The organism is Umezawaea sp. Da 62-37, from assembly GCF_032460545.1.
GTDB lineage: Bacteria > Actinomycetota > Actinomycetes > Mycobacteriales > Pseudonocardiaceae > Umezawaea.
On the sequence record NZ_CP135965.1, the window covers coordinates 7,875,809 to 7,898,243 of the forward strand.

18 protein-coding genes are annotated in these 22,435 nt (G+C 72.3%); 12 read left to right on the forward strand and 6 right to left on the reverse strand.

The window, feature by feature from the left end; genetic code table 11:
• Nucleotides 1-77 precede the first annotated feature (77 nt).
• Both RM788_RS36405 and RM788_RS36410 read left to right on the forward strand, forming a co-directional pair.
• Nucleotides 78-2,933, forward strand: a complete 2,856-nt coding sequence (locus tag RM788_RS36405) for a vitamin B12-dependent ribonucleotide reductase (RefSeq protein WP_315923681.1) — start codon at nt 78-80, stop codon at nt 2,931-2,933.
• Between the two features lie 149 nt (nt 2,934-3,082).
• Nucleotides 3,083-5,680, forward strand: coding sequence for a PEP/pyruvate-binding domain-containing protein (locus RM788_RS36410; protein ID WP_315923683.1), 2,598 nt, complete (start codon nt 3,083-3,085; stop codon nt 5,678-5,680).
• On the opposite strand, the gene RM788_RS36415 is transcribed toward RM788_RS36410, so the two are convergent.
• Complete coding sequence (locus RM788_RS36415; RefSeq protein ID WP_315923685.1) at nt 5,632-7,065, reverse strand: MocR-like pyridoxine biosynthesis transcription factor PdxR; 1,434 nt, start codon at nt 7,063-7,065, stop codon at nt 5,632-5,634. The two genes, RM788_RS36410 and RM788_RS36415, sit on opposite strands and share 49 nt — an antisense overlap.
• Nucleotides 7,066-7,135: 70 nt before the next feature.
• On the opposite strand from RM788_RS36415, the gene RM788_RS36420 reads away from it, so the two are divergent.
• Nucleotides 7,136-8,341, forward strand: coding sequence for an MFS transporter (locus RM788_RS36420; protein ID WP_315923687.1), 1,206 nt, complete (start codon nt 7,136-7,138; stop codon nt 8,339-8,341).
• On the opposite strand, the gene RM788_RS36425 is transcribed toward RM788_RS36420, so the two are convergent.
• Nucleotides 8,330-8,899, reverse strand: coding sequence for a CGNR zinc finger domain-containing protein (locus tag RM788_RS36425; protein WP_315923689.1), 570 nt, complete (start codon nt 8,897-8,899; stop codon nt 8,330-8,332). The two genes, RM788_RS36420 and RM788_RS36425, sit on opposite strands and share 12 nt — an antisense overlap.
• Nucleotides 8,900-8,997: 98 nt before the next feature.
• Between RM788_RS36425 and RM788_RS36430 the strand changes: the two genes are divergently transcribed.
• The 3 genes from RM788_RS36430 to RM788_RS36440 all read left to right on the forward strand — a co-directional run bounded on the left by RM788_RS36430 (nt 8,998) and on the right by RM788_RS36440 (nt 10,793).
• Nucleotides 8,998-9,666 carry a maleylpyruvate isomerase family mycothiol-dependent enzyme gene (locus tag RM788_RS36430; RefSeq protein WP_315923691.1) on the forward strand — a complete coding sequence of 223 codons (669 nt, stop codon included), beginning with the start codon at nt 8,998-9,000 and terminating at the stop codon, nt 9,664-9,666.
• A gap of 40 nt (nt 9,667-9,706) precedes the next feature.
• Nucleotides 9,707-10,456 (forward strand): SDR family oxidoreductase, encoded by a 750-nt coding sequence (locus tag RM788_RS36435; protein ID WP_315923693.1) that lies wholly within the window; start codon nt 9,707-9,709, stop codon nt 10,454-10,456.
• Nucleotides 10,457-10,541: 85 nt separating this feature from the next.
• Nucleotides 10,542-10,793: a hypothetical protein gene (locus tag RM788_RS36440; protein WP_315923695.1), complete on the forward strand. Its 252-nt coding sequence runs from the start codon at nt 10,542-10,544 to the stop codon at nt 10,791-10,793.
• Between the two features lie 35 nt (nt 10,794-10,828).
• Here RM788_RS36440 and RM788_RS36445 read toward each other — a convergent pair whose 3' ends face one another.
• Entirely contained in the window at nt 10,829-11,854 is a 1,026-nt protein-coding gene (locus RM788_RS36445; protein ID WP_315923697.1) for a DUF2293 domain-containing protein, read from the reverse strand.
• 119 nt (nt 11,855-11,973) lie between these two features.
• Between RM788_RS36445 and RM788_RS36450 the strand changes: the two genes are divergently transcribed.
• From RM788_RS36450 to RM788_RS36465, 4 genes are all read left to right on the forward strand, one after another.
• Nucleotides 11,974-12,192, forward strand: a complete 219-nt coding sequence (locus tag RM788_RS36450) for a hypothetical protein (RefSeq protein ID WP_315923699.1) — start codon at nt 11,974-11,976, stop codon at nt 12,190-12,192.
• Nucleotides 12,193-12,332: 140 nt separating this feature from the next.
• Complete coding sequence (locus RM788_RS36455; protein ID WP_315923701.1) at nt 12,333-12,761, forward strand: CBS domain-containing protein; 429 nt, start codon at nt 12,333-12,335, stop codon at nt 12,759-12,761.
• A gap of 65 nt (nt 12,762-12,826) precedes the next feature.
• Nucleotides 12,827-13,762, forward strand: coding sequence for a DUF3500 domain-containing protein (locus RM788_RS36460; protein ID WP_315923703.1), 936 nt, complete (start codon nt 12,827-12,829; stop codon nt 13,760-13,762).
• A 4-nt stretch (nt 13,763-13,766) separates the two neighbouring features.
• Nucleotides 13,767-14,420 (forward strand): endonuclease V, encoded by a 654-nt coding sequence (locus tag RM788_RS36465; RefSeq protein ID WP_315923705.1) that lies wholly within the window; start codon nt 13,767-13,769, stop codon nt 14,418-14,420.
• Here the strand turns inward: RM788_RS36465 and RM788_RS36470 are convergent.
• On the reverse strand, nt 14,408-15,709 hold the full coding sequence (locus tag RM788_RS36470) for a 6-phospho-beta-glucosidase (RefSeq protein ID WP_315923707.1): 1,302 nt from the start codon (nt 15,707-15,709) through the stop codon (nt 14,408-14,410). The genes RM788_RS36465 and RM788_RS36470 overlap by 13 nt on opposite strands.
• Nucleotides 15,710-15,994: 285 nt before the next feature.
• Between RM788_RS36470 and RM788_RS36475 the strand changes: the two genes are divergently transcribed.
• Together RM788_RS36475 and RM788_RS36480 are read left to right on the forward strand one after the other, a co-directional pair.
• Entirely contained in the window at nt 15,995-17,818 is a 1,824-nt protein-coding gene (locus tag RM788_RS36475; protein ID WP_315923709.1) for a Xaa-Pro dipeptidyl-peptidase, read from the forward strand.
• 190 nt (nt 17,819-18,008) lie between these two features.
• Entirely contained in the window at nt 18,009-19,049 is a 1,041-nt protein-coding gene (locus RM788_RS36480) for a DUF4192 domain-containing protein (RefSeq protein WP_315923711.1), read from the forward strand.
• A 362-nt stretch (nt 19,050-19,411) separates the two neighbouring features.
• Here the strand turns inward: RM788_RS36480 and RM788_RS36485 are convergent, their stop codons facing one another.
• Both RM788_RS36485 and galE read right to left on the reverse strand, forming a co-directional pair.
• Nucleotides 19,412-21,466 carry a S9 family peptidase gene (locus tag RM788_RS36485; protein ID WP_315923713.1) on the reverse strand — a complete coding sequence of 685 codons (2,055 nt, stop codon included), beginning with the start codon at nt 21,464-21,466 and terminating at the stop codon, nt 19,412-19,414.
• Nucleotides 21,467-21,472: 6 nt separating this feature from the next.
• Entirely contained in the window at nt 21,473-22,435 is a 963-nt protein-coding gene (gene galE / locus RM788_RS36490; RefSeq protein WP_315923715.1) for a UDP-glucose 4-epimerase GalE, read from the reverse strand.

Consider the following 22,435-nt stretch of genomic DNA (forward strand, 5'->3'; position numbering starts at 1 on the left):
GAAGACCGCATCGGACGGACTCTCCGGACGCTGGGCCGTGCACGTATTTTTCTTGAGCACATAGGGAGAGACCGGGCATGACGGAGACCGTCAGCGGCGCAGGCAAGAAGACAGCCGCGCGCAACGGCAGTGGGGACAAGCGCGGGGCCGCCGCTCTGAAGGTGCGCCGGGTCTACACGACCGAGGGCAAGCACCCCTACGACGAGGTGACCTGGGAGCACCGCGACGTCGTCATGACGAACTGGCGCGACGGCACGGTCAACTTCGAGCAGCGCGGCGTCGAGTTCCCGGCCTCGTGGTCGCTCAACTCCACGAACATCGTGACCAGCAAGTACTTCCGCGGCGCCGTCGGCAGCGCGCAGCGGGAGACCAGCCTGCGCCAGCTCATCGACCGCGTCGTGAAGACCTACGTGGCCGCCGGCGTCAAGCACGGCTACTTCGCGACCGAGGCCGACTCGGTGATCTTCGAGCACGAGCTGACCTACATGCTCCTGCACCAGGTGTTCAGCTTCAACTCCCCGGTGTGGTTCAACGTCGGCACCAGCTCGCCGCAGCAGGTCAGCGCGTGCTTCATCCTCGCCGTCGACGACACCATGGAGTCGATCCTCAACTGGTACCGCGAGGAGGGCCTGATCTTCAAGGGCGGCTCCGGCGCCGGCCTGAACCTCTCCCGCATCCGGTCGTCCAAGGAGCTGCTGTCCTCCGGCGGCACCGCGTCCGGCCCGGTCTCCTTCATGCGGGGCGCCGACGCGTCCGCGGGCACCATCAAGTCCGGTGGCGCCACCCGCCGCGCGGCCAAGATGGTCGTCCTGGATGTGGACCACCCCGACGTCGAGGAGTTCATCGAGACGAAGGCGCGCGAAGAGGCGAAGATCCGCGTCCTGCGCGACGGCGGCTTCGACATGGACCTGGGCGGCAAGGACATCGTGTCCGTGCAGTACCAGAACGCCAACAACTCCATCCGCGTCTCCGACGAGTTCATGAACGCCGTCGAGTCCGGTGGCCAGTTCGGCCTGCGCGCCCGCCAGACCGGCGAGGTCATCGAGAAGGTCGACGCCAAGGACCTGTTCCGCAAGCTGGCCAAGGCCGCGTGGGAGTGCGCCGACCCCGGCATCCAGTACGACGGCACGATCAACGACTGGCACACCTGCCCCGAGTCGGGCCGGATCACCGCGTCCAACCCGTGCTCGGAGTACATGCACCTCGACAACTCGAGCTGCAACCTGGCGTCGCTGAACCTGATGAAGTTCCTGCGCGAGGACGGCACGTTCGACGCGGGCAGGTTCGCCCAGGCCGTCGAGGTCGTCATCACCGCGATGGACATCTCCATCTGCTTCGCGGACTTCCCGACCGAGCCCATCGGCGAGACCACCCGCAAGTTCCGCCAGCTGGGCATCGGCTACGCCAACCTCGGCGCGCTGCTGATGGCCACCGGCCACGCCTACGACTCCGAGGGCGGCCGCGCGCTCGCCGCGTCCATCACCTCGCTGATGAACGGCGTCGCCTACCGGCGTTCGGCCGAGCTCGCGGGCATGGTCGGCGCGTACGAGGGCTACGCCCGCAACGAGGACGCCCACAAGCGCGTGATCCGCAAGCACGCCGCCGCCAACGACTCCATCCGCACGCTGGGTGGCAACGACGGCGCCGTGCACAAGGTCGCGACCCGCGCGTGGCAGGAGGCCATCGAGATCGGCGGCCGCAACGGCTGGCGCAACGCGCAGGCCAGCGTGCTCGCGCCCACCGGCACCATCGGTCTGATGATGGACTGCGACACCACCGGCATCGAGCCCGACCTCGCGCTGATCAAGTTCAAGAAGCTCGTCGGCGGCGGCTCCATGCAGATCGTCAACCAGACGGTGCCGCGCGCCCTGTCCGCCCTGGGCTACCAGGACGAGCAGGTCGAGGCGATCGTCGAGCACATCGCCGAGCACGGCAACGTCGTGGACGCGCCCAGCCTGCGCCCCGAGCACTACGAGGTCTTCGACTGCGCCATGGGCGAGCGCTCCATCGCGCCCATGGGCCACGTGCGGATGATGGCGGCCGTGCAGCCGTTCATCTCCGGCGCGATCTCCAAGACGGTGAACATGCCGGAGAACGCGACGATCGAGGACGTCGAGGAGATCTACTTCCAGGGTTGGAAGATGGGCATCAAGGCCCTCGCGATCTACCGCGACAACTGCAAGGTCGGCCAGCCCCTGTCCGCGGGCAAGGGCGCCAACACCGGCGGCGAGGCCACCGCGTCGGCCACCGGTTCGGTCAAGACCGAGACGGTCATCGAGTACCGCCCCGTCCGCAAGCGCCTGCCCAAGAAGCGCCCCAGCCAGACGGTCTCGTTCACCGTCGGCGGCGCCGAGGGCTACCTGCACGCGGGCTCCTACCCCGACGACGGTCTCGGCGAGATCTTCGTCAAGCTCGGCAAGCAGGGCTCCACGCTCGCGGGCGTGATGGACGCGTTCTCCATGTCCATCTCCGTCGGCCTCCAGTACGGCATCCCGCTGGAGTTCTACATCTCGAAGTTCCAGAACCTCCGCTTCGAGCCCGCGGGCATGACCGACGACCCGGACGTCCGGATCGCCACCAGCGTCCTGGACTACCTGTTCCGCAGGCTCGCCCTGGACTACCTGCCCTACGAGAAGCGCTCCCAGCTCGGCATCTTCACGGCCGACGAGCGCACCGCCACGGTCGCCAGCGAGTACGGCGGCGGCACCGACGTCGACCTCGTGGGCATGCAGACCTCGGTGGACGCCAGCCCGGTGAAGGAAGCCAAGCCCAGCAAGCAGGACATGCGCGTCGGCAGCTCCACCGAGCTGCTCGAACTCCACCTCGGCACCACCGCCGACGCCCCCCTGTGCATGACCTGCGGCACCAAGATGCGCCCCGCCGGCTCTTGCTACCTCTGCGAGGGCTGCGGCAGCACTTCGGGTTGCAGCTGATCGTTCGATCGTTCGTCCTCGACAGGGGCGGTCCCGTTCCGGGGCCGCCCCTGTCGGCGTCCGAGTGGTGTTCCGCTACCAGGGTGACGTACTGCCCAGTAATTCAACAACCGTTGAACATTCCGCCGAACCCTCGTAACCTCAGCGCCATGGAGACCCGCCCCGACGACCCGCTCATCCGCGACTTCACCGAGATCGACGCGGGCATGCTCGCCGACGTCGGCGGCAAGGCGGCGAACCTGGGGGAGCTGACCAGGGCCGGTCTGCCCGTGCCGCAGGGGTTCTGCCTGACGACGGAGGCCTACCGGCGGGTCGCGGGGGACGATCCGGCGAAGGCGCGGGAGGTGCTGTCGGCGGCGGCGATCCCCGAGGACGTGCGGGACGCGGTGCTGGCGGCGTACGGGAGGCTGGGCGTCACCACGCCGGTCGCGGTCCGGTCGTCGGCAACCGCGGAGGACCTGCCGTTCGCGAGCTTCGCGGGCCAGCAGGACACCTTCCTCAACGTCGTCGGCCCGGACGCGGTGCTGGACGCGGTCCGCCGGTGCTGGGCGTCGCTGTGGACGGACCGGGCGGTGGCGTACCGCGAGAGCAACGGGATCGACCACGGCGCGGTGCGGCTGGCGGTGGTGGTGCAGGAGATGGTGCAGTCGGCGGTGGCGGGTGTGCTGTTCACCGCGAACCCGGTCACCGGCAGGCGTCGCGAGGCCGTGATCGACGCGAGTCCGGGGCTCGGGGAGGCCGTGGTGTCCGGGGCGGTGAACCCGGACCACTTCGTGGTCGACACGAAGACCGGCGAGATCCGGGAACGCGTGCTGGGGGACAAGCGGCTGCTGATCCGGTCGCTGCCCGGCGGTGGCACCGAGCAGGTCGAGCACACCGCGGACGGGGCGTGCCTCACCGACGGGCAGATCCGCGACTTGGCCGCGCTCGGCGCACGGGTGGAGGCGCACTACGGGGCGCCGCAGGACGCGGAGTGGGCGATCGACGCCGAGGGCGCGCTGTGGCTCACCCAGGCCCGGCCGATCACGACGCTGTTTCCGCTGCCCGACGGAGCCACGGCCGAGGACCCGCGGGTGTTCCTCTGCTTCAGCGTCGCGCAGGGCCTGCAACGGCCGATCACGCCGATCGGCCTGGCGGGGTTCCGGCTGATGGCGTCGGGGATCGCGGACCTGTTCGGCCGTCCGGCGCGCGACCGCCTCGACGGCCCGGCGCCCTACCGCGAGGCCGGGCAGCGGCTGTGGGTGGACGCGACCACGTTGGTGCGCAGCGGACCCGGCCGGGCGATCGCGCCGCGCGCGCTCGACGTGATGGAGGCGCGGTCCTCGGTCGTGCTGCGCGGCCTCTTCGACGACCCCCGGTTCAGCCTGGCGCACCCGTCCTGGTGGCCGTTCCTCCGGCAGTTCGCGCGCGTGGCGGCCCGCTACCGGCTCCCGGTGCACGTCGTGCGCGCCGTGGCGGATCCGGGATCCGCGCACCGGCGCATGGCGGGGATCGCCGCGTCCCAACGGGCGCTGCTGGCGGTCCCCGACACCGCGACGGCCGTGCAACGGCTCGACCACTGCGAGGACGTGCTCGGCGAGCGCACGGTCCGCGTGCTGCCGATGATCTTCCCGCTGGCGGCCGCCGGGTTCGCGATGCTCGGCCTAGCGGGCAAGGCGCTCGGCAGGCGGTGGGAGCCCGGTGACCTGCAACCGGTGCTGCGCGGACTGCCGCACAACGTGACCACGGAGATGGACCTGGAGCTGTGGCACGTCGCCACCGCGATCCGGGCCGACGCGGAGTCGAGCGCCGCCCTGCGCGACCGGTCGGCGCGCGAGCTGGCGACCCTCTTCCACGAGGGCGCGCTGCCGGACGTCGCGCACCGCGCGGTCGCCGCGTTCCTGCGCGACCACGGGCACCGCGCGGTCGCCGAGATCGACCTCGGGCTGCCGCGGTGGTCCGACGACCCGGCGCACATCCTCGGCGTGCTGGCGAACTACCTGCGCCTGGAGGACCCCGACCTGGCCCCGGACGTCCAGTTCGCCCGTGGTGCCGTGGAGGCGGAGCAGGCCGTGGAACGCCTGGCGCGCAAGGCCGGTCGGGTCCGCGGCCGGTTCGTGCGGTTCGCGCTGGGACGGGCCAGGCTGCTCGTCGGCCTGCGTGAGATGCCGAAGCACCACCTGGTCGTCGCGCTCGGCCACGTCCGGCACCAGGTGGGCCTGATCGGCGCCGGACTGGCGGCCGAGGGCCTGCTGGACGCCGTCGACGACGTGTACTTCCTCGACTTCAAGGAGATCCGCGAAGCCCTGGGCGGCAAGGACTTCCGCGCCGAGATCGCGGCACGCCACGAGGTCTACGACCGCGAGACGCGCCGCCGCAGGGTGCCCAGGGTGCTGCTGTCCGACGGCACCGAACCGGAGGCGGTGGCGTCGCGGGGCGCGCCGACCGGCCCCGGCGCGCTGGTCGGCACACCGGCCTCGGCGGGCACGGTCACCGGTCGCGCGCGAGTGGTGCTCGACCCGGTCGGCGCGCACCTGGAGCCCGGCGAAATCTTGGTGGCGCCGTCGACCGACCCCGGCTGGACGCCGCTGTTCCTCACCGCGGGCGGTCTGGTCGTGGAGATGGGCGGCGCGAACTCGCACGGCGCCGTGGTGGCCCGCGAGTACGGCATCCCGGCCGTGGTCGGCGTGGCCGAGGCGGTCGACCGGATCACCACCGGTCAGCTGATCACCGTGGACGGCGCGCTCGGCACGGTCGTCCCTGCCTGAGCGAAACTCCCTGCCAGCACACGGAGTCCGTCGTCGATGCGCTCCACCGGGATCGCGCCGAACCCGATGACCAGTCCGAAGTGGACCTCGGGGGAGAACGTGGCCAGGGAGCGGATCGCGACCCCGCGGGAACGGGCGACCCGGACCACTTCCTCCGGGTCGTTCCGGGTCCGCGCGGCCAGGTGGATGCCCGCCGCGGACGGCACCACGTCCAGCCACTCGGCGAAGTCGTCGCGCAACGCGGTGGCGACCCGCTCGTGCCGCGCCGCGTACACCCGTGTGGCCTTGCGGATGTGCCGCGCCAGCAGGCCCTCGTCGATGAACCGCGCCAACGCGGCCTGCGCGATCGGGTCGCCGTGCCAGTCGGTGAGCTGCTTGGCCGCCCGCAACGCGGGGCGCAGCGACGCGGGCGCCACCAGGAAACCGAGCCGCAGCGTCGGCAGCAGCGTCTTCGAGAACGACCCGACGTAGACCACCCGCCCGGCGCGGTCGAGGCTCTGCAACGGTTCCAGCGGCCGGTCCGAGTAGCGGAACTCGCTGTCGTAGTCGTCCTCCACCACGACGGCGTCGTGCCGCGCCGCCCAGTCGAGCAGCGCGGTCCGCCGCCGCAGCGACATCGGCGTGCCGAGCGGGAACTGGTGCGACGGCGTCGTGTACACCAGCCGCGCGGAGGCGGGCAGCGCGTCGACGACCAGGCCTTCGGCGTCCACGGGCACGCCGACCACCCGCGCCCCGAGCGATCGGAACAGCCGACGTGCCAACGGGTAACCGGGGTCCTCGACCGCGACGCACCCACCCGGTTCGACCAGCACCCGCGCGATGAGGTCCAGCGCCTGCTGCGCGCCCTGCGTCACCAGCACGTCGTCGGCGTCCGCGCGCACGGACCGGGACACCCCGACGTGCCGCGCGATCGCCTCGCGCAGGTCGGGGAGTCCGGACGGGTCGCCGTAGTCGGCCCGCGCAGCCTCGGGCCGCAACAGCCCGCGCCACGTGCCGAACGGGAACAGCCCGGCGTCCGGCACGCCCGCGCTGAAGTCGTAGGGCAGCTCGGAGGCGCTGTCGCGCTCGGGTTCGGCCATCGCCGCCCACACCGCGCGCGGTCGCACGTCGGTGCCCGCCGGCGCTCGTCGGGACCGGGACCGCAAGCCGTCGGAGTACACGTACGTCCCGGCGCCGACCCGGCCGACCAGGAACCCCTCGGCGGTCAGCCGGTCGTAGGCGACGGCCACCGTGTTGCGCGCGACGCCTAGCCGTTCGGCCAGCTCACGGGTGGGCGGCACGCGTTCGCCCGACCGCAGCCGCCCGTCCAGGATGGCCTCCAGCAGCTGCCGGTAGATCCGGGTCGACCGGTCGCCGCGCCCGTCGAGGGTGATGTGGAAGTCCATCGGATTGGCCCAATCGGTTAGCCCGGAATCGGACCTTACCCCCGGCCAATCGGCTTCCTAGGGTTCCGGTGTGAACGGATTCCTGCCGACCCGCGGACCGGCGCGGGTGCTCGCGCTGGCGCAGCTGGCGAACTCGCTCGGCGACGGCGCCTACCTCGTGTGCTCGGCGCTGTACTTCACCCGGATCGTCGGGCTGTCCGCGACGCAGGTCGGGTTCGGCCTCACGCTGGGCTGGGCGGTCGGCTCCGTCGCGGGCATCCCGCTGGGCCACCTCGCCGACCGGCGCGGACCCAAGGGCACGGCGGTGCTGCTCGCGGTCGCCACGGCCGTCGCGGTCGGATCGTTCCTGGTGGTCCACTCGTTCGTGCCGTTCGCCATCGCGGCCTGCCTCTACGCGAGCTGCCAGTCCGGCCTGTCCGCCGCGCGGCAGGCGCTGCTGGCGGCGTTGGTGGACAAGACCGAGCGGACGGCGGTCCGCGCGTACCTCCAGTCCACGGTCAACGCCGGGCTGGCCGTGGGCGCCGGGGTCGGCGGGCTCGCGCTCCAGGTCGACACCCGCGAGGCCTACCTGGCGGTCTTCGCCCTGGACGTGCTGGGCTTCCTCGCCGCGGCGGCCGTGCTGCGCGGCCTGCCTCCGGTGCCGCCCGTCCCATCGGTCACGACCGGCGGACCGGTGCTCGCCGTGCTCCGCGACCGGCCGTACGCGCTGGTGGCGCTCCTCAACGCGGTGATGCTGCTCTACATGCCGCTGCTCAGCCTGGTGGTGCCGCTCTGGATCGTGCAGCGGACGGCCGCGCCGCGCTGGATGGTCGCAGCGCTGCTGGTGCTGAACACCGTCGGCGTCGTGCTGTTCCAGGTCCGCGTCGCCCGCCAGGTGACCGGCCTCGACTCGGCGGCCCGGCTGGTCCGCTACGCGGGGTTCGCGCTGCTGGCGTCGTGCGCGGTGTTCGCCCTGTCGGCGGGCGGGTCGGCGTGGACGGCGGTCCTGGTGCTGCTGGTCGCCGCGGTCCTCCAGGTGTTCGGCGAGATGATGCTGGCCTCGGGCGCGTGGGAGATCGGCTTCGACCTCGCGCCGTCCGACAAGCAGGGCCAGTACCAGGGCTTCTTCGGCACGGGGGTGCCGGTCGCCAGGATGGCCGGGCCGCTGCTGCTGACCGCACTGGTCATCGGCTGGGGTACCGCGGGCTGGCTGGTGCTGGGCGGGGTGTTCCTGGTCGCCGGCCTGGCGATGGGGCCTGCCGTGCGCTGGGCGGCCGGGCGCAGGTCACCCGTCTGAGTCCACGTGGTGCCGCTGGTAGTACCGGCTCGCCCGCGCCCGGTTGCCGCAGGACGGCTTGCACCACGCCTGCCGGGGGTGGTCGCGGACGAAGTACTTCACGCACCGCGGCGCCGGGCACGCCCGCAGCTTGTCGCGGTCCTCGCTCACCAGGAACTCGATCGCGACGCGCGCCAGGTCCGCGACCAGTCTGGTCGCCTGGTCGGCCTCCGTCAGCCGTTCGGTGATCCGGGGCGCGCGCGCCGACGGCCACTCCAGCCGGGGTGCGCGCAGCACGGCGCCCGCAGCCTCGTTGACCTGGTCGAGCGCGGCGCCGGGATCCAGCAGCCGGTCCGCGTCCGCCTGGCTCGGAGCCTCCGGCTCGACCGCGCGGGCGAACAGCGTCCGGACCGCCCTGCGCAGCGCCACGACCCGAGCCCTGACCTCGTCGTCCGCCGCCAGCGCGACAGGGGCGTCGGTGTGCAGGCCGAGCCAGTCGGCGAACCCGGCCGAGGTGCCCAGATCGTCCCTCTCGTACCGGACCGTGCCCACGAAGGCGAGGGCTGGATGGATGTCCACCAGGTGATTCTAACGGCATTCGCCCTTGTTCCCGTAAGACTTGTCTGGCTACTCTCTAACGGCAAACCTGTTGAAGTCCGTTAGGAGCTGTTGTGGCCGTGAACCCCGTTCCCGTGTGGGCCGCGAACACCCGCCTGCCCGGCCTGCTGCACGGCCTCACCGACAGCGCGGTGCACGCCGACTCGACGCTGCCCGGCTGGTCGCGAGGGCACGTGCTCGCGCACCTGGCGGGCGTCGCCGCGGCGTTGACCCGCCAGGTCGAGTACGCGCTGGAGGGCCGCAGGATCGAGCCCTACGACGGTGGCCGCCCCGCCCGTGACGCCGCGATCGCCGCGAACGCGGGCAACCCCGCCGCGGACCTGGTCGAGACCGCGCTGGCCTCGGCGTCGTCGTTCGACCGCGCGCTGGCGAAGATCGGCGACGACGACTGGGACCGGGCGGTCGTCTACCGCGAGGGCACGGTCGCCGACGTGGTGCTGGCCTACTGGCGCGAGATCGAGATCCACAGCACCGACCTCCGCCTCGGGTACACGCCCGCGACCTGGGTGCCCGAGTTCGCCGACCACCTGCTCACCTTCACGTCCTACCGCGCGCCCGACGACGTCCAGGTCGTGCTGCGCGCCGACGACGGGCACGTGTGGACGTGGGGGAGCGGCACGCCGGTCGAGGTCGGCGGTGCCCGCAACGACCTCGCCGCGTGGGCCGCGGGCCGCACCCCGGTCGGGTCGCTCACCGGTGACCTGCCGGAGCTGAAGCCGTACTCGTGACCGGGTGTCACGTTCGGCTCGTCTGGCCCGTCCCCTGGTCATGAGCGACGATCCGGACGTGAAGACGGTCGTGGTGACCGGTGGCACCGGCACCCTGGGACGCGTGGTCGTGGAACTGCTGGAGGCGCGCGGCCACGCCGTCCGCGCAGTCAGCCGCTCGTCGCCGAGGTGGCCGGTAGACCTGGGCACGGGTACCGGGCTCGCGACGGCCCTCCAGGGCGCGGACGTGGTCGTGCACTGCGCGAACGTCCCGAAGGGCCTGGTCGAGTCGACCCGGCGATTGCTCACGGCGGCAGGGGCGGCGGGTGTGCGGCACTTCGCGCACATCTCGATCGTCGGCATCGAGGACGTCCCGATCGGCTACTACCGGGCGAAGCTGGCCGAGGAACGGGTGGTGGAGGAGTCCGGCGTGCCGTGGACCCTGTTGCGCGCCACCCAGTTCCACGAGCTCGCGGCCACCATGCTCGGCGCGCTGGCGCGGGTGCCGCCGCTGATGGTCGTGCCCGTCGCGCGGGTGCAGCCGGTGGAGGTCCGCGAGGTCGCCGCCCGGCTGGTCGACCTGGCCGTCGCCGAGCCCGCGGGCCGCGTCGACGACTTCGGCGGCCCGGAGGTGCGGACGATGGCGGACTTCGCCGCGAGCTACGCGGCGGCGCGCGGCCTCAAGCGCCGGATCGTGTCGCTCCGCTTGCCGGGCAAGGCTTTCCGGGCGTTGCGCGAAGGTCGTGGAACCACCCCGGAGCACGCCGACGGCAAGGTCGCGTTCGAGGAGTTCCTGGCCGCCGGTAAATAGGTGGCGGGCGCTCGCGGGGCCTTGTTACGGTCGTCGGGTGAAGTGAGAAGGAACCCTCCGCGCCGCCGCCGTTCGCGTGCCGCGCGTGACCTCATCCCACCGGCGGCCCTTGCGGGCCCTTCCCGACGACCCGTCGCGGTCGTCGACGACGCACGCCATCCCGACAGTCGAGGAGGCGCTCATGACCATGCGCTCCGAACCGCCAGTTCCCGAGTCCGACGCCGTTCCCGCGAGCAGGCGGGACCGCAGGGCGGGCAAGAAGTCCCGGATTCCGCCGAGGGCGTTCTCCGCTTCGGTGGCCAACCAGCGGCAGCACGCCGTGCGCAGGCGCGGGTAGTGCGGACGGGGAGCCGGTGCGAGCCGGCTCCCCGGTCAGCGCCGCCAGTCCTCCAGCAGCCGGTCGACGTCCGCGCGGATGCGGTCGCGCGCCACGGCTCTGTCCACACCGGACATCAGCATCCGGTCGTAGTCGGTGTCCTCGTGCCGCAGCGACGCGATGACCGCCAGCGTGGTCTTCCGCTCGTCCAGTGCCCGTCCGGCGGCCGACCTGCCGACCCGGCCGCTGCCGCGGGTGCCCGCGTGGAGGGCGATGGCCTCGGCGCGGTCGGCCGGGCAGCCGGGGAACAGCCGGAGGATCTCCGCCGCCAGCGCGGCCTGGAAGTCGACGTCCCAGTCCACCCGGCGTTCGCGGTCGCGTTCCCGCCTGCGCAGCCGCACGTCCTCGTCCGCGAGGCAGGAGTCCTCGGCCTCCTCCAGCGCGGTCTCCTCGACGAGGATCCCCTTGCGCTGGTACCGCTTCCGCGACTTCTCGAACCGCCGCACGACCGCCGACAGCCCGCTGGCCTTCTTGGCCCGCCGGGTCAGCGTCGCGTCACCGGCGGCAAGGAGCACGAGGTGGTCCAGATCCGCGCACACCAGGCAGAGCGGTCCGCCGGGGTCGTCGACGAACAGGTCGCCGGTGCCGCGGCACTCCGCGCACGACCAGTCCGCCGTCGCCACGTCGACCACGAGGTCCGGCGCCTTGTTCTGCCGTTCCACCAGGCTCTTGCGCCGGGCGTCGGACAGGCCGACGGCCATCCAGTGGGTCCGGTAGGCGGTCCCGGGACCGGTGTCGAAGCGCAGCGGCCGCCGGTCGAGCGTCGCGGCCGGGTAGTCCACCTCGGTCGCCGCCAGGCCCTCGGACTCGGCCCACCGCCGCAGCACGTCCAGCGCCTCCCGAGCCTTGTCGGGGGTCACCGCGAGCACCACGCCGAGGTGGTCGACCTGGCCGCGCCGCCACCGGTCGAGCTGCTTGTCCGGCAGCCACCCCAGCGTGGTGAAGAGGTCCAGCGGTGCCACGAACTTCCTCTTGGCGAGGAGCGCGGCCGCGGTCGTCCTGACGCGGTTCTCCAGTTTCACCCGGCGAATCCTCCACCAGCGCGCCCACCCGGCCGCCCCGGCGGGTGGAAACGACCACGACCGCCGACCCGCCCGGAGCGCGCCGGATACGCTTCGGACCGAATCCACAGGAGGCTCCCATGACCGAAACCCCGGCACCGAAGGACGCGAACGACGCGGCGGACGAGGCCGTCGAGGCTCCGACCCCCGAAGCAGAGGCCGAACCGGAGTTCGTCCCGAACCGCAGCGACCGCCGCGGCGGCGCGAAGAAGACGAACCAGAACAGCAGCATCCCCGGCCAGATGCACAACAGCAACGTGGTCGGGAAGCGCTCGTTCACCAACCGCCGCAGCGGCTGAGCGGCCGTGCCGCCGATCCGGGTCACCACCGGATCGGCGGCCGCAGTGCTCCTATCGGGCGTCGTGGCCTCCCGCTCGGAGCCGATCCGAACTAGCCTGGGTGAGGTAGGTCACCGTCCAGTGCGGATCGGAGGCGCCACATGAAGATCGCTGACGTGTTGCGGACCAAGGGCTCGGCGGTGGCGACGGTCGAACCGAGAACCCCGGTGGGTGAACTGCTCGCGGGGCTCGCCCGGCACAACGTGGGCGCCATGGTCGTCGTGGGGCCCGACGGCATCGCGGGGATCGTCTCGGAACGGGACGTCGTCCGGAAGTTGCACGAGCGCGGCGCGGAGCTGTTGGCGGCGCCGGTGTCGGAGATCATGACCAAGATGGTGTTCTCCTGCGACCCGCAGGACACGGTCGACAGCCTGACCGTGCAGATGACCGAGCGCCGCATCCGGCACGTGCCGGTGCTCGCAGACGGGGTGCTCGTCGGCATCGTGAGCATCGGTGACGTGGTGAAGAGCCACATCAGCCAGCTCGAGGAGAGCCACAACCAGCTCCAGGCCTACATCGCGCAGGGCTGAGCGGCGGGTCCCCGGCCCGTCCGCGAGCCGGGGGCTCCCACCGGTCCGGATAGGGTCGACGGACCATGACCGACGTCCACACCGAGGCCACCCGCTCGCTCGTCGCGTCGTTCGACGAACGGCAGCGGGCGGCCGCCCTGCGCCCGATCACCGACGACGACCTGCGGCACCGCTGGGCGTACACGCCCGGCCCGCGTCCCGGCGTCGTCTACGGCGACCTGGCCAGGTCGCAGCGCAAAGCCGTGTTCCGGCTGCTCGCCGAGGTGCTCAGCCCGCACGCCCACGCCCAGGTCGCCACGATCATGGCGCTGGAGGACGTGCTCGACCACCGCGAGGGCGGCGACCGCGACCGCCACCAGGGTGACTACTGGTTCGTCGTGTTCGGCACTCCCGGTGACGACGCGTGGGGCTGGCGGTTCGAGGGCCACCACATCTCGCTCAGCGTGGTCGTGGTTGACGGCCGGGTGTCCGCGACGCCGTTCTTCCTCGGCGCCAACCCGGCGCGCACGACCTACGCCGGGCACTCCGTCGTGCGGCCGCTGCGCCTGGAGGAGGAGTTGCCCCGGCTGCTGCTCGACCGGATGGGCGCGGCGAACCGGCTGGTGGCGGTCGTGTCCGACCACGCCCCCGAAGACCTGCGCACCCGCAACGCCCCGCGCCTGGGGCCGACGCTGGAACCGGTCGGCATCGCCCTGACGAGCCTGGACGGCGAGGCGCGCGGGCTGTTCACCGACGTCGTCCGCTACTACCTCGACCGCCTGCGCCCCGACCTCGCCGAAGCGGAGTTCGCTCGGCTCGACCTGGAACGGGTGCACTTCGCCTGGGAGGGCTCCGAGCGGCCCGGCGACGGGCACTACTACCGGATCCAGGCCCCAGAGCTGCTGATCGAGTACGACAACACCGCCAACGACGCGAACCACGTGCACGCGGTGTGGCGCAGGCGCTCGGGTGACTTCGGCGACGACCTGCTCGCCGCGCACCACGTAGAAGTGGATCATTGACCCGGTGGAACCCGACTGGCCGCACACCCCCGAAGCCGCGATAGCCCTGCAGGAACGGCTCCGCCCGCTCGTCCGCACCACCACCGACCCCGGTCTGGAGGTCCGCACGGTCGCGGGCCTCGACGTGGGGTACGCCGACGACGACCTGCTCGCCGCGGCCGTGGTCGTGCTGGACGCGGGCACGCTGGAGACGCTCGACGAGGTCGTGGTGCTCGGCACCTCCGACTTCCCCTACGTGCCGGGCCTGTTCGCGTTCCGCGAGCTGCCGTCGCTGATCACCGCGCTGGACCGGCTGTCGGTCGCGCCGGACCTGCTGGTCTGCGACGGGCAGGGGCTCGCGCACCCGCGCCGGTTCGGCCTGGCCTGCCACTTGGGAGTGGTGACCGGCGTGCCCAGCGTGGGCGTGGCGAAGACCCCGATGGGGCCGTTCGCGATGCCCGCCGAGCAGCGCGGGGCGGCCACGGACCTGCTGCTGGACGACGAGGTCGTCGGCCGCGCGCTGCGCACCCGCGACGGGGTGAAGCCGGTGTTCGTGTCGGTGGGGCACCGCGTCGACCTCGACCGGGCGTGCGCCGAGGTGCTGCGGCTGTGCACGGACTTCCGGCTGCCGGAGACCACCCGGCGGGCTGACGCGCTCGGCCGCCTTCAGCTCAGGTAGGCCAGTCCGGGGTGGTGCGCGCGGTAGCCGTCGACGAGCCCGCGCGCGATCCCGACGGAGTCGACCAGCGGGTGCAGCGCGAACGCCTTGAACGCGTCGGCCCGCGACCCCGACGACGCCGCGGCGAGGATCGCGCGGTCGACCGCCTTGACGCTGGTGACCAGACCGGCGGCGTGGTCGGCCAGCGGGCTCACCGACAGCGGGCGGGCACCGTTGCCGTCGACCAGGCTCGGCACCTCGACGACCGCCTCGGAGTCCAGGATGGACAGTGTGGAACCGTTGGGGACGTTGAGGATCAGCGTCGCGCGCCGGTCGTTGGCGATGGCGTGCATGAGCGCCAGTGCCACCTGCTCGTAGCCGCCGCCGTCCAGGTCGCCGGAGTCGCGCTCGTCCTCGCGCGTCTCGGCCATGTACGTGGCCTCGCGCTCCAGCCGGGTGCGGTCCCAGTTGCGGAACGACGCCTCGCCCTCGTAGAACTTCCGCTGCTGCTCCAGGAGGAACGCGCCGCGCTCCGCGCCCGAGGCGACGGCTTCCCGCGTGTCGTAGTAGTAGTGCAGGTACTCGTTGGGGATCGCGCCGAGCGCGCGCAGCCAGTCCGCGCCGAAGAGCCTGCCCTCCTCGAACGACTCCAGCTTCACCGGGTCCGCGAGCAGCCGGGGGAGCAGGTCCTCGCCGCCGACGCGCAGCCCGCGCAGCCAGCCGAGGTGGTTGAGGCCGACGTAGTCCGGCCACGCCGTGTCGAGGTCGACGCCGAGCGCGCGGGCCACCCGGCGGCCGAGGCCGACGGGGGAGTCGCAGATGCCGATCACCCGGTCGCCCAGGTGGTGCGACATCGCCTCGGTGACCACACCCGCCGGGTTGGTGAAGTTGATGACCCAGGCCCGCGGCGCGATCGCGGCGATCCGGCGGGCGATGCGCACCGCTACGGGGACGGTCCTCAGCGCGTAGGCCACCCCGCCCGCCCCGACGGTCTCCTGACCGAGAACGCCCTGCTCCCGCGCGATCCGCTCGTCGGTGGCCCGGCCCTCCAGACCGCCGACCCGGATCGCGGAGAACACGAAGTCCGCGCCCCGCAACGCCTCGTCGAGGTCCGTGGTCGCCGTGACGACGGGCGCGTCCGGCACGCCCTCGGACCGTTCGGCGAGCACGCGGCCGATGGCGTCGAGCCGCTTCGCGTCCAGGTCGTGCAGCACCAGTTCGGTCACGCGCCCCGGCGTCCGGTCCGCCAGCAGCGCGCGGTGGACGAGCGGAACGCGGAACCCGCCGCCACCCAGGATCACCAGCCTCATGCGGTCTTTGTACTACTCCGGGGGTGACCCCACCGCTTCCGCGTGCCGCGGAACCCCTCCCGCGGGTCGTCGCCGCGGGCTCGTCGATGGCGGGTGAGGCCGCCGGCCTCCCCTGACGGCACATCCATTCGCGCTGGTCAAGCGCCATTCGTCGGGTCTCCGTCTTGAGTCCTTTGTGGACCGTCGAGGCCTTGACACGGCCTGCGGACACCGGAAGGGTGCGGATCGGTCTGTTCGGTTCGGTCTCGGATGGGGGTCCTCGTGAGGGCTGCTCGAAGAATCGCCATGGTGGCCGCGCTGGTGTCGCTGCCGTTGACGCTGGCTCCGGTGATCGCGCACGCCGCGGCCGAGGGGCCGGTGTTCGTCGACGGCGAGGCGCAGCCGGTCTTCGACCCCGCGGACGTGGTGCGCGAGAGCCTCTACGTGCGCGCGCCGGTCGACAGCGACCGCGACGGCAAGCCCGACGAGGTGTACACCGAGGTGGTCCGCCCCAAGGCGACCGACCGCGGCCTCAAGGTGCCGGTCGTCTACATGAACAGCCCGTACTTCTCCGGCGGCAACGACGTGGCCAACCACGACGTGGACGTGGAGCTGTACGTGCCCGACGGCCGGGGGCACTACGACCGGCGTGACGGCACGGCGCTCACCGCGCAGGCGGACGAGCGCATCGCCGCGGCGGTCGGACCGAACGCGGGGCCGATCACGTCGGCCCGCTACGAGGGGTACTTCATCGCCCGCGGCTTCGCCGTCGTGTACGCCGAGTCGCTCGGCACCGGCAAGTCCACCGGCTGCCCCACCTCCGGCGGCCGCAACGAGACCATCGGAGCCAAGTCGGTCGTCGACTGGCTCAACGGCCGCGCCACGGCCCGCGACGCCACGACGAGCGCGCCGGTCAAGGCGGCGTGGACCACCGGCAAGACCGCGATGATGGGCGTCTCGTACAACGGGACGCTGCCCAACGCGGTCGCGTCGACCGGTGTGCGCGGACTGGAGGCCATCGTCCCGATCGCCGCCATCTCCAGCTGGTACGACTACTACCGCGCCGACGGGGCCGTCGTGGCGCCGGGCACCTACCAGGGCGAGGACCTCGACGTGCTCGCCGAGTACGTCTACACCCGCGCCGACCAGGAGATCTGCAAGCCGGTGATCGCCGGGATCGCCGCGGAGCAGGACCGGGTCACCGGTGACTACAGCGCGTTCTGGGACGAGCGGAACTACGTCAAGGACGCCGACAAGGTGCGCGCCGCGGTCCTCGCGGTGCACGGCCTGAACGACTGGAACGTCAAGGGCAAGAACGTCGTCCAGTGGTACGAGGCGTTGCGCCGCAACGGGGTCGAGCACAAGATCTGGTGGCACCAGTCCGGCCACACCGACCCCGACACGCTGCGGTCCGTCGAGTGGCGCCGCACGCTCAACCGCTGGTTCAGCCACTACCTGTACGGCGTGGCCAACGGCGTCGAGCGGGAGCCGAAGGCGACCATCCAGCGCGAGGACAAGACGTGGGTGGACGAGGCCGACTGGCCCGCGCCCGGCACGTCGGAGGCGTCCCTGCGGCCGACCGCGGGCGGTGCGTCGAAGGGCGGGTTGTCGACCCGGCCGCTGACCGGCAAGCCCGTCGTGGAGGGCCTGCGCGACGACGCGTCGATCCTGGCGGAGACCCTGGTCGACGCCGCCGCGTCGCCGAACCGGCTGTCGTACGCGACCAGGCCCACCACGACGTCGCTGCGCCTGTCCGGGACGCCGAAGGTGGACCTGTCCGTCTCGTTCGACCGGCCGGCGGCCAACGTGACCGCGCTGCTCGTGGACCGGTTCCCGGACGGCACCAGCAAGATCGTCACCCGCGGGTGGACCGACCCGCAGAACCGCTCGCGGCCGGACCGGACCAAGGCCGTGGAACCCGGTGAGCGGTACCGGATCGAGGTCGGGTTCGAGCCGAAGGACTACGTGTTCGCCGCCGGGCACAGCCTGGAGTTCGTGGTCCTGTCCAGCGACCACGACTACACGCTGCGCCCCCAGCCCGGTGCGGGGCTGTTCGTCGACCTCGGCCGCACCACGCTCGACCTGCCCGTCGTGGGTGGCCAGGCCGCACTGCGCCGCGCTGTCGGCTGATCTCCACCCCGGACGCGCGGGGCTCCCTTCCGGGGGAGTCCCGCGTGCCCTTCCACGGGGGCGCGCAGGGTAGCGGACGGCACCGACAGAACCGCTCGACCGGCTCCGAGTTGTCCACAGGCCGACCAGTTGTCCACAGTGGAGGAATTCAGCCTGTCGCCCGCCCTCGTCGCGGACCATCGTCAAGGGCATGAGAACCGCACAGCCGTTCCCCGTCCAGGTCGAGAACCCCGGCGACCTCGTCGCCGCGCTCCCGTACCTGCTCGCGTTCCACCCGGTCGACTCGCTGGTCGCGCTGGTGCTCGGCCGGTCCGGCCCGAGGAGGGTCGTCCTGACCCTGCGCGTCGACCTGCCCGCGCCCCGACATCGACGCGCATTGGCGCACCAGTTGCTGGTCCCGATCACCGAGGCCGAGGGCCCGGTCGTGCTCGTGGTGGTCGGCGGCGGCGCGGCGGACCCGCCGGATTCGTTGCCGCACCGGGGGTTGGTCGAGTCCATGTGGGCCGCCCTCGACTCCGAGGGGATCGAGGTCGCCTGCTCGGTGTGGACGTCCGCGACCGCGCACGGGGCGCCCTGGGTCAGCTACGGCGACCCGACCGACCGCGGGACCGTCGCAGACCCGGACAGCAGCGCGATAGCGGCGGCCTGCACGGCGGCGGGGATGGTCACGTTCGGCAGCCGGGCCGAGCTGGTGGCCGTGGTCGCGCCGGACGACGACGAGACCCTGACCAGGCGGGCGGAACTGCTGGACGAGGCCACCCTCGCCGCCGAGGCCGCCTACGACCCGGAGCAGGCCGCCCAGCGGGGCTTGGCCCTGGTTGTTCGCGCCGTCGCCGAGGCCGCCGACCGCGCCGCGCCGCTCGCCGACGAGGAGGTCGTGGCGCTCACCATCGCCCTCGGGGACCTGTGGGTGCGCGACAAGAGCCTGACCTTCGCCACCGGGCCGCAGGTGATGGCGGCGGAACGGCTGTGGACCGAGCTGACCAGGGCCACACCGGTTCCGGAGCGCGCCCAACCGGCGACCCTGCTCGCGTTTTCCGCCTACCTGCGCGGCGATGGGGCTTTGGCGTCGGTGGCGCTCGACCAGGCGGAACTGGCGCACCCGAACCACCGGCTGGCGACGTTGCTGCGCGGCGCGTTGGACGCCGCGGTGCCGCCGGCGCACCTGACGCGGATGATCCTCAGCGCTTCCCGTGCCGAGTGGTCCTCGGACGGCCCGCAGTGGTCGTGATCATGTGCGGACCGAGGCGCGGTGGCCGTCATCGCTTGGCGAAGCCCGCGCCTGCGGGTGGGTGGCGCCGGGTTCTGGCGTGGTGCAAGGGCTTCGGTGTCGGGAAAGGCGAACCACCTTCCGTTAGCGCGATTGCCGTGCCTCACCTTGTCGAGACTGTCAAGTCATCTTGACGAGGTGAGGCAGGAGGGCGCTGTGGACCGGAGGTAGGGGCGACTTCGACAGCATTGGGCTGCGTCCGACAGGCGCTCTGCGGCGGACAGGGCACCTGACTTCGTCCGACCGACCCGGACCTGCCCCACCCCGAAAACGCGACTGGGGCAGACCGGATCCGGTCTGCCCCAGCCACCAAGCCTTGCGCGTCAGAGCAGTTCAGGTCGCTTCCACTTCTCGTCGAGCACGTGCTCGGCGAGGAACGCGAAGACCGTCTCGTACCAGATTCGGCTGTTGCCGGGGGTGAGGATCCAGTGGTTCTCGGTGGGGTAGTACAGGAACTTGGCGTTCACGCCGTGCCGCAGCAGGTCGAAGTACAGGCGTTGGCCCTCGCCGATCGGGACCCGGTAGTCCTTGTCGCCGTGGATGACCAGCATCGGCGTCTCGATGTTGGCGACGTACAGGTGCGGCGAGTTGTCCTTGAACCGGTCGGGCTGGGTGAGCGGGTCGCCCATCTCGCGGATCCAGTAGTAGCTGCCGTCGGTGCTGCCGGTGAAGGCGTCGAGGTGCCACAGGGAGGCGTGCGTGACGATCGCGCGGAACCGGGTGGTCTGGGTGGCGATCCAGTTGGCCATGTAGCCGCCGAACGAACCGCCCATGGCGGCGGTGCGGCTGTCGTCGATGTCGTCGCGGCGTTCGGTGACATCGGTGATCGCCATCAGGTCGGTGTACGGCTCGGCGCCCCACCGGCCCCAGCCGGCCTTGACGAAGTCGTGGCCGTAACCCGTCGACAGCGCCGGGTCGGGCAGCAGGACCGCGTAGCCGCGCGCGGCCATGAGCCACCAGTTCCAGCGCCAGCTCCAGTTGTTCCAGCTCATCACCGGGCCGCCGTGCACCCACAGCAGCAGCGGGGCGGGGCGGTCGGCCGAGGCGCCCTCGGGCAGCACCAGCCAGGCGCGGACGGTGCGGCCGTCGGCGACGGTGGTCTCGACCTCGGTGAGCGTGCCGGGCAGCGAGGACACGGTGCCGGGGGCGGGCAGCCGCACGGGCTCCTGCTCGACGGCGGTGGCGTCCAGGCGCACCGGGGTCGACGGGTGGTCGACGGCACCGCCCATCGCGTACAGGGTGGAGCCGTCCGGGCTCACGATGACGTCGGTGTAGGCCCCGCGGGCGGTCAGCCGGGTGATGTCGCCGGACGCCAGGTCGAGCCGCCACACGGGCTGGTGGCCGCGGTGGCTGCTGGTGAAGTAGACCGCGTCGCCGGTGGGGCTGACGACCGGGGAGTCGGGCTCCTCGGCGAAGTCCGGCGTGAGGTCGGTGATCTCGCCGGTGGCCACGTCGATCCGCACCAGGGTGCCGTACCAGGGGCTGTCGGCCGTCGAGTCGACGACGCGGACGGTGATCACGGCGGTCGAGTCCGGTGTGAAAGTACCGCCGACGAACGAGTGGTCCGGCTCGTCGGCGAGCACGCGGGTCGAACCGCCGTCGGTCGCGGCGACGCGCAGGTTGTAGCGGTCGCCGTAGGACGGGTTGACCGGGACCTGCTCGGAGTAGAGCGCCCACCGCCCGTCGGGACTGATCGCGATGATCTCCTCGATCGTGCTCCGGGCGTCCGGGGCCAGGTCGCGCACGTCGGCGGCGTCGATCCGGCCGCTGTCGGCGGTGACCGGGCCCGTGGTGAGCGGGCGCCGGTAGGCGGGGCCGATGTCGGAGTCCCAGTACCGGATCGGGTAGCCCTCGTGCAGGATCGCGGTGATCCCGGCCTCGTCGCGCTCCTTGCGCTTGGTCGCGTCCTCCTTGCCGAAGGCGGCGGTGGGGTGCGCGGTCGCGGACAGCAGCAGGGTGCCCGCGTCGGCCGCGACGGCGAACTTCTCGACGCCGCCCGCGGGCCGGTAGACCTCCCTGGCCTCACCGGCCGCCGGGAGCAGCCAGAGCGCGGTCTTGTCCTTGCCGGTCTTGTCCTTGTCGTCGGACCGGGGGTCGGGACGGCTGGAGAGGAACAGCAGCGACCCGTCCGGCGTGAACGCGGGGCCGGACTCGCCCTTGGTGGCGCTGGTCAGCCGCCGGGGCTGCGCCTCGCCCTTCGGGTCGATCTCCCAGAGCGCGCCTCGCCACGTCTTGCCGTCCGGCGCGAGTTCGGACACGACGGCCACGAGGCGCGACCCGTCCGGCGAGAGCGCGGGCGAGCCGACGCGGGGCAGGGCGTTGAAGGTGGCGAGATCCGCGAAGTCCGCGGCCGTCGCCGAACGGGCACTGGTGGTCATCCGGGCTCATGCCTCCTGACGGGACCGGGTGAATTCCCAGGCGTCGCGCACGATTCCGGTCAGGTCGGCGCGCTCGGGCTTCCACCCGAGGTCGGTCCGGGCCCGCTCGCTGGACGCGATCAGGACGGCGGGGTCACCCGCGCGCCGGGACGCGATCACGGCGGGGATGGGGTGGCCGGTGACCTCGCGGCAGGCGTCGATGACCTGCTTGACCGAGAAGCCCGTGCCGTTGCCGAGGTTGTAGATCCGGTGCTCGCCCGCGACGGCGTGCTCCAGCGACAGCAGGTGGGCGTCGGCGAGGTCGGTGACGTGGATGTAGTCCCGCACGCAGGTGCCGTCCTCGGTCGGCCAGTCCTCGCCGTAGATCTGGATCTGCTCGCGCTGGCCGAGGGCCACCTGGAGCACCAGCGGGATGAGGTGCGTCTCGACCGCGTGCCGCTCGCCGGCCGAGCCGTGGGCGCCCGCCACGTTGAAGTAGCGCAGGCTCACCGCGGCCAGGCCGTGCGCGGCGGCGTAGGAGGTGATGGCGTGGTCGATCGCGAGCTTCGTCGCGCCGTAGGGGTTCGTCGGGCGGGTCGGCGCGGACTCGGCGATCGGCACCTCCTCCGGCTCGCCGTAGGTGGCCGCGGTGGAGGAGAACACCAGTCGCGGGGTGCCGTGCTCGCGCATCGCGTCCAGCAGCCGCAGCGAGGTGACGACGTTGCCCTGCCAGTACTTGGCCGGGTCCACCATCGACTCGCCGACCAGCGACCTGGCCGCGAAGTGCAGCACGCCGTCGAAGCCCTCGGCGAGCACCGAGCCGATGACCTCGTTGATGTCGCCCTCGACGAACCGGGCGGCCTGGGGGACCGCGTCCGCGTGCCCGGTGGACAGGTCGTCGAGCACGACGACCTCGTGGCCGGACTCGACCAGTCGAGCCGCGCACACGCTGCCGACGTACCCGGCACCGCCCGTCACGAGCAGCTTCAC

Bases quoted from the DNA above. Each gene is read 5' to 3' on its own strand.
- RM788_RS36405 (WP_315923681.1), top strand. From the start codon at position 78: ATGACGGAGACCGTCAGCGGCGCAGGCAAGAAGACAGCCGCGCGCAAC.
- RM788_RS36410 (WP_315923683.1), top strand. From the start codon at position 3,083: ATGGAGACCCGCCCCGACGACCCGCTCATCCGCGACTTCACCGAGATC.
- RM788_RS36415 (WP_315923685.1), bottom strand. From the start codon at position 7,065: ATGGACTTCCACATCACCCTCGACGGGCGCGGCGACCGGTCGACCCGG.
- RM788_RS36435 (WP_315923693.1), top strand. From the start codon at position 9,707: ATGAGCGACGATCCGGACGTGAAGACGGTCGTGGTGACCGGTGGCACC.
- RM788_RS36450 (WP_315923699.1), top strand. From the start codon at position 11,974: ATGACCGAAACCCCGGCACCGAAGGACGCGAACGACGCGGCGGACGAG.
- RM788_RS36455 (WP_315923701.1), top strand. From the start codon at position 12,333: ATGAAGATCGCTGACGTGTTGCGGACCAAGGGCTCGGCGGTGGCGACG.
- RM788_RS36460 (WP_315923703.1), top strand. From the start codon at position 12,827: ATGACCGACGTCCACACCGAGGCCACCCGCTCGCTCGTCGCGTCGTTC.
- RM788_RS36470 (WP_315923707.1), bottom strand. From the start codon at position 15,709: ATGAGGCTGGTGATCCTGGGTGGCGGCGGGTTCCGCGTTCCGCTCGTC.
- RM788_RS36475 (WP_315923709.1), top strand. From the start codon at position 15,995: ATGGTGGCCGCGCTGGTGTCGCTGCCGTTGACGCTGGCTCCGGTGATC.
- RM788_RS36480 (WP_315923711.1), top strand. From the start codon at position 18,009: ATGAGAACCGCACAGCCGTTCCCCGTCCAGGTCGAGAACCCCGGCGAC.
- RM788_RS36485 (WP_315923713.1), bottom strand. From the start codon at position 21,466: ATGACCACCAGTGCCCGTTCGGCGACGGCCGCGGACTTCGCGGATCTC.